Here is a 5,635-nt window from a genome sequence, read left to right on the forward strand (position 1 = left end):
GTTCAGGTGAATCCGCAGAAACCATTAACCTACCTTTACAAGCTTAGTTTTTGTTGCCTTATCTTTACGGAATAACACCTGAACTGTATATCTTTATAAGTTGATATAAGATTGATTTGCCGTTTCAATACCATGATTTATTGAGACCATTATCAACTACTGCTCCCATTCTCACTCGCAGTGCGGCTACCTTTGTGAGTATCGCTCTTGTGCACCCATATTTACTTAATGGCTGAAAGCCTTGTTATATCCAGTTTATAAAAATAATAAGCTTGTAAATGTAACCTACGGAATGTGGGATATAAAATTTTCTTTAGTGAAAAATAGATCAAAAACATGGGCACTGCCGCACTAATAAACTTAAAATTATTCCTACATCAACAGCTGATAAAGAATAATGACCCAAACAATCTCTATCAATCAAAGTCAACGCCAAAACCTCGCCCCTTTGAATATTCCTGAACGCTTATTAATGGGACCAGGACCTGCAAATTCTCATCCTACAGTCCTTCAGGCAATGAATACCACTCCTGTAGGACATCTTGATCCCGCTTTCTTAGAACTGATGGATGAGATTCAGTCCCTATTACGTTACACTTGGCAAACAGAAAATCCCCACACCATTGCTGTAAGTGGTACGGGTACCGCAGCTATGGAAGCTACCATTGCTAACTCTGTAGAGCCTGGTGATGTGGTTCTAGTAGGAGTAGTGGGTTATTTTGGTAATCGCTTAGTGGATATGGCTGGTAGATATGGTGGTGATGTGCGTACCATTACTAAGCCTTGGGGACAGGTATTCAACTTAGATGAATTGCGTACAGCGATGGAAACCCACCGTCCGGCAATTTTGGCTTTAGTTCATGCAGAAACCTCCACTGGTGCCCGCCAATCATTAGAAGGTGTGGGAGATTTATGCCGGGAGTTTGACTGTTTACTATTGATAGATACGGTAACTAGTTTGGGTGGTGTACCCCTATTCTTGGATGAGTGGGGTGTGGATTTAGCTTATAGTTGCAGTCAAAAAGGACTGTGCTGTCCTCCTGGTGCTTCTCCATTTACCATGAGTCCTAGAGCAATGGAGAAGTTGCAACGCCGTCAAACAAAGGTGGCTAATTGGTATCTAGATATGAATTTGTTAGGTAAGTATTGGGGAGGTGAACGAGCTTATCACCATACTGCACCGATTAACTTGTATTATGCACTGCGGGAATCACTACGTTTAATTGCCGAAGAAGGTATAGAAAATTGCTGGCAGCGTCACCGAACCAATGTGGAGTACCTTTGGCAAAGGTTGGAAGATTTAGGATTGACTCTCCATGTAGAAAAAGAGTTTCGCCTACCTACCCTAACAACAGTCCGCATTCCTGAAGGAGTAGATGGAAAAGCGATCGCTAAACAGTTACTCTTAGAACGGGGTATTGAGATTGGTGGTGGTTTAGGGGAACTTGGTGGTAAAGTTTGGCGTATTGGATTGATGGGTTTCAACAGTCGCCAGGAAAATGTCGATCGCCTGATTGCAGAATTACAACAAGTGTTACCCAGATAGAGTGTGGGGAGTGTGGGGAGTGTGGGGAGTGTGGGGAGTGAGGGAGTGATGGAGTGATGGAAAGATGAGTATAAATTACCCTCTTTCCCTCTTTCTCTCTTTCCCTCTCACTCTCTCACTCTCTCACTCTCTCACCCTAGGAATTTTGGCATTACTGAATCGGTGCTCTAGGCTAAATTTCTGCCACCGCACGTTCAATTAATCGCCGTGCTAGGGTTTGTGTACCTGTATGTTCGTAGTAATTACTCGGCGTTCGCTTATTTTGAAACTCTAAGTTGAATTAAAGCCTTAATTTAAAAGGAAAAAGGCGATTCCTAAGTAAGCGGTTATTTAGAAGTAATATTTGAAACTTTAATAAAAAGCCTCCAGAAGCGCCTATTTAAGACGTAGGGAGGTCTAAATCATAAAAATGGCTAAAACCTTGTAAGAGCCAAAAATGCCTGAATTGACGGCATATCCTAGATCATAAGCTTTGTAAGGCTTAATTAAATTTTCGGTTCAAAAATGAGCGAACGGACAGTAATTAGTTGACATATCTAAAAATGCTGCAACATAATCCAACTTATCATCGGCAATTTGCATGAATCCTTGCAAGTTGTTTAACACATTTTGTGGATTTAAGTCTTTATTAGCAACTAAATTACCCATCCAGCCTTTTACCGAATCAAAACTTTGACCAATAAAATCGAGTTTACTACCAGAATTAGAACCTGGAATGGCATCTTTCATACTACTAAAGGTGGGATTTTGTTCTAATTCCTGAGGACTTGTCTGACTAATTCCGGATATAGCTTTGTCAATAAAATCAGGACCAAGGGGTATTAAGCCATCAACACAAACTAAAGCTACCATGCGAATCAATGATTCACCACTGTATTCTCCCAAAGAAGCCACAAAATCCCCAATACTATCTCCAGGAATACCGTTAATTTGGCAAAAAGCTACTAACTCAGCTACTAATTTCAATGTTAAATCAATAGTTTGAGCTTTATCTGCCTTGGGAGTGACTTTGTTTAAAAAGCCCAAAAGAGGGATAGTTTCCCCCACCTTATTTGCTAAAGCTGCTGCTGCTAGAGCCTTATCTGTACTATCCACAGTTTGGTATAACCACATAGCTCTCTGGTATCCCTGAGAACGGTCGTTATACAGATAAATAGCTCGCTCGCCAATTTCTTGAATTAAGTCATCATCACTTTCTCCAGTGACATGTTTAATCGTATTCACAAAACCAACTACATTTTCCCATTCACCGGGTGCAGCAAAATCTAATGCATTCAGCATGGAAATGGTTAAACCACTAGTTGGTAATTCATCTACCAACTCAAAAATTGCTTTACTCACAATAATCTCCTGATTTTGTTATCTATTTATTCTTTATTGGCGATCGCTTTTTTCGCTTTTTTCCATTTACTTCAGTCGCTCTAAACTACTCAACTTAAACTTCTGGATCCAATCTTGGCGATCGCTAGCTGTGAATGATGGAGAACGAGAAGAAATTTTTACTTGGTAGCGGTTATTAACTAAAATCGCAGTTTGAGTATTACCAATTTCCCGTGCTGGATAACCTGCAATTTTTGTAGCGCTATTAGAGTATTTAGCAGCAGTAGATGGAGTACTAATAGTATCTGATATGGACAACACAGCCACATCTTTACCATCCTTTTTCAGTTTGGCTTGGGAAAAACCTTTTTTCTCTTGGGTAAATACCCGTTGATAACCACCTGAGGAGCTGGGAAATATTTTGTTAAAATTACTACCTTGAGTTGCTTGCTTGGAAACTGCTTGACCACTTCTTTGACGGCTACTTTCCTGTTGTACCTGGTCAAAACGTCCAGGCTCTTTGGGTGTACAAGCTGTAGTTAGTAGTAAAATTGACAACAGCAAAGCTGCGAAAATCTTACGAGTGCGGGGGGAAACCATATTTATCTCCTAATTTATGCTTTACCAAATCTAGGAAAAAGCTTATCTTGTGACCTTCATAGAAATTATCAGGGTTTTTCAGGTCGTCCCCTGGGAAAATTTACTTTTCGATCAGATTTCGTTTGTCAAAATACACACTAGTACTCTACCAAGGTAACTATGCCTGGTTAATAGTGAGAAGAAAAAGTTATTTTCTCCCCACACTCCCCCCTCTTCTCATACTCAGCAAAGCAGAGTACTATTACCGCTGGGCGATCGCTGCATAAAAGGGATCCCCTCCTCCTATACCCAATAACTGTAAGAAAGTGGGAGCAGGAGATTGACGAGCGATAATTTCTGGTTTGCTGAATCCTGGTACCGATGCAAAATAGCCTTTGACTAATTGAACTCTACTAGTTTCCGAAGCATCTCGCCATGCTTGGATGGCTTTTTGATAAAACATGCGATTAGAAAAACTAAAGATCGCTATTCCACCGGGTTTCAGGATACGGTAAATTTCAGCAAATACAGCCTCTGGATATTGTAAATATTGTATAGACACACAATTGAGGACAGCATCAAAGTCCTCATCGGGTAAAGGTAATTTTGGATTAGCGTTGAGGTCTTGCACAAAGTAATGATTAAATCGGGGATTGCGTGCTAACTCTTCTGGATTCAGTCCATGTCCCTCCACATGGGCAAACTGCATTTCTTCTGGTAGGTGAGATACCCAACTACTCATCATGTCAAAAATGCGTATGTTTGGTTGTAAGCGATCGCGGTATAAATTTGTTAGTTGTTGAATAAATCCTTCGTCTACATGGGTGACGAAACGGGGATAATCATAAAACAGTTTGTCGTCGGTATCATCTAGTTTGGTACGTTGATTTGGTTTCAGCAACATAAACCCTGGCAAGGATAATTTTACATAAAAGTTAAGTCAGCTATGCCAATTTTACAAAATTTTATGTAATTATTCTGACTTATTTTCTGACATAGCAAATATTTATTAGTTATGTTTTTAACTCATAAATATTAAATTACTTTTGTGATTTATAAAAAATTAATTGTCAAACATTTCATCAGGACTAGGTTTAGATAGAATGGTTTTATTAGTCCCTTAATTTTCCTGTAACCCGAGATGGTATTGAGCCACAACGAATACTATATATCACCAGAAGAATACTTAGAAACAGAGAAATTAAGTATTATTAAACATGAATATCTTGATGGTCAAGTTTATCAAATATCCAGTACTAGAAGCGATGCCCACGTGACTATTACTTTAAATTTAGCTTCATTGCTGCTGAGTGAATTACGAAGAAAAAGTTATCGGGTTTATATGGCAGATATGAAGACACAAATAGAATCAATTAATCGTTATTTTTATCCCGATGTGATAGTGACTGGAGATGCAAGGGATAAGGAGTATAAATACTTTAAACGCTATCCTTGTTTAATTGTAGAAGTACTTTCTGATATGACAGAAGCTTATGATCGAGGTAAGAAATTTGCTGATTACAGGCAATTAAAAACCCTCAAAGAGTATGTCTTAATTTCTCAAGATGTCATGAGTGTAGATTGTTTCCGTCGCAATGAAAACGGGCGTTGGGAACTTTTTCCTTATGTTCGAGGTGACAAAGTTGATTTTGCTAGTGTTGATGTGCATTTTAATATTGCAGATATCTACGAAGATGTAGACTTGATTGTTGATAGTACGCCTTAAGCTTCCCCGTTCTCAAGAGACGGAAGACGGAATGCGGATTCATCTGGGGAAGCCGCACTCCGTCTCATGCATAAGATAAAAATCATCCCCTTAATCAGCAACGCCGTTTTTTTATATACACAGTATCCCACAACTTTCTATTGCACTACCGTTTTGCTCTTGTTAAAGTGTGCAGTGACATAGAGCAAAAGACGGGAGTTAAACACAAGCAGATTGAACTAAATACTATTACAGAAGCCAGTTCTGCGGTAACATCTAATATCGCTCCTCCCAGCATGGGCAAGGTTGTTGCTCCTAAATAATAAAGAGTATAGAAAATACCTATTCCGAAGTGTCGACTATCAGGAGACAGAATATAATTAGGTAAGGCCATCACTGGACCTACAGCTAATCCCTGAGCAGCACATAAAATAACAAACAGTGTAGTCAGCTCCCTCGTCAAGCAAATAGCAATCATAGACAAT

General features: G+C 39.4%; 6 protein-coding genes. 2 read left to right on the forward strand and 4 right to left on the reverse strand.

What is annotated here, in order from left to right; translation table 11 throughout:
* Positions 1–397 precede the first annotated feature (397 nt).
* Complete coding sequence (locus tag CALSC_RS11170; protein WP_088241426.1) at positions 398–1,546, forward strand: alanine--glyoxylate aminotransferase family protein; 1,149 nt, start codon at positions 398–400, stop codon at positions 1,544–1,546.
* 498 nt (positions 1,547–2,044) lie between these two features.
* On the opposite strand, the gene CALSC_RS11175 is transcribed toward CALSC_RS11170, so the two are convergent.
* The 3 genes from CALSC_RS11175 to CALSC_RS11185 form a co-directional block, all read right to left on the reverse strand.
* Positions 2,045–2,887 carry a hypothetical protein gene (locus CALSC_RS11175; RefSeq protein ID WP_088241427.1) on the reverse strand — a complete coding sequence of 281 codons (843 nt, stop codon included), beginning with the start codon at positions 2,885–2,887 and terminating at the stop codon, positions 2,045–2,047.
* Between the two features lie 66 nt (positions 2,888–2,953).
* Positions 2,954–3,466, reverse strand: coding sequence for a hypothetical protein (locus tag CALSC_RS11180; protein WP_088241428.1), 513 nt, complete (start codon positions 3,464–3,466; stop codon positions 2,954–2,956).
* 241 nt (positions 3,467–3,707) lie between these two features.
* Positions 3,708–4,349, reverse strand: a complete 642-nt coding sequence (locus tag CALSC_RS11185) for a class I SAM-dependent methyltransferase (protein WP_088241429.1) — start codon at positions 4,347–4,349, stop codon at positions 3,708–3,710.
* A gap of 237 nt (positions 4,350–4,586) precedes the next feature.
* Between CALSC_RS11185 and CALSC_RS11190 the strand changes: the two genes are divergently transcribed.
* Complete coding sequence (locus CALSC_RS11190; protein WP_088241430.1) at positions 4,587–5,171, forward strand: Uma2 family endonuclease; 585 nt, start codon at positions 4,587–4,589, stop codon at positions 5,169–5,171.
* Positions 5,172–5,316: 145 nt separating this feature from the next.
* On the opposite strand, the gene CALSC_RS27415 is transcribed toward CALSC_RS11190, so the two are convergent.
* Positions 5,317–5,635: MFS transporter (locus CALSC_RS27415; protein WP_235006762.1), on the reverse strand; the 319-nt coding region annotated here is incomplete at its 5' end.

The sequence above is a fragment of the Calothrix rhizosoleniae SC01 genome, assembly GCF_900185595.1.
Taxonomy (GTDB): Bacteria; Cyanobacteriota; Cyanobacteriia; order Cyanobacteriales; family Nostocaceae; genus Calothrix_A; species Calothrix_A rhizosoleniae.

Excerpts from the sequence above, each read along its gene's own strand:
- CALSC_RS11180 (WP_088241428.1), bottom strand. The coding sequence starts at position 3,466 with ATGGTTTCCCCCCGCACTCGTAAGATTTTCGCAGCTTTGCTGTTGTCA.
- CALSC_RS11185 (WP_088241429.1), bottom strand. The coding sequence starts at position 4,349 with ATGTTGCTGAAACCAAATCAACGTACCAAACTAGATGATACCGACGAC.
- CALSC_RS11170 (WP_088241426.1), top strand. The coding sequence starts at position 398 with ATGACCCAAACAATCTCTATCAATCAAAGTCAACGCCAAAACCTCGCC.
- CALSC_RS11190 (WP_088241430.1), top strand. The coding sequence starts at position 4,587 with ATGGTATTGAGCCACAACGAATACTATATATCACCAGAAGAATACTTA.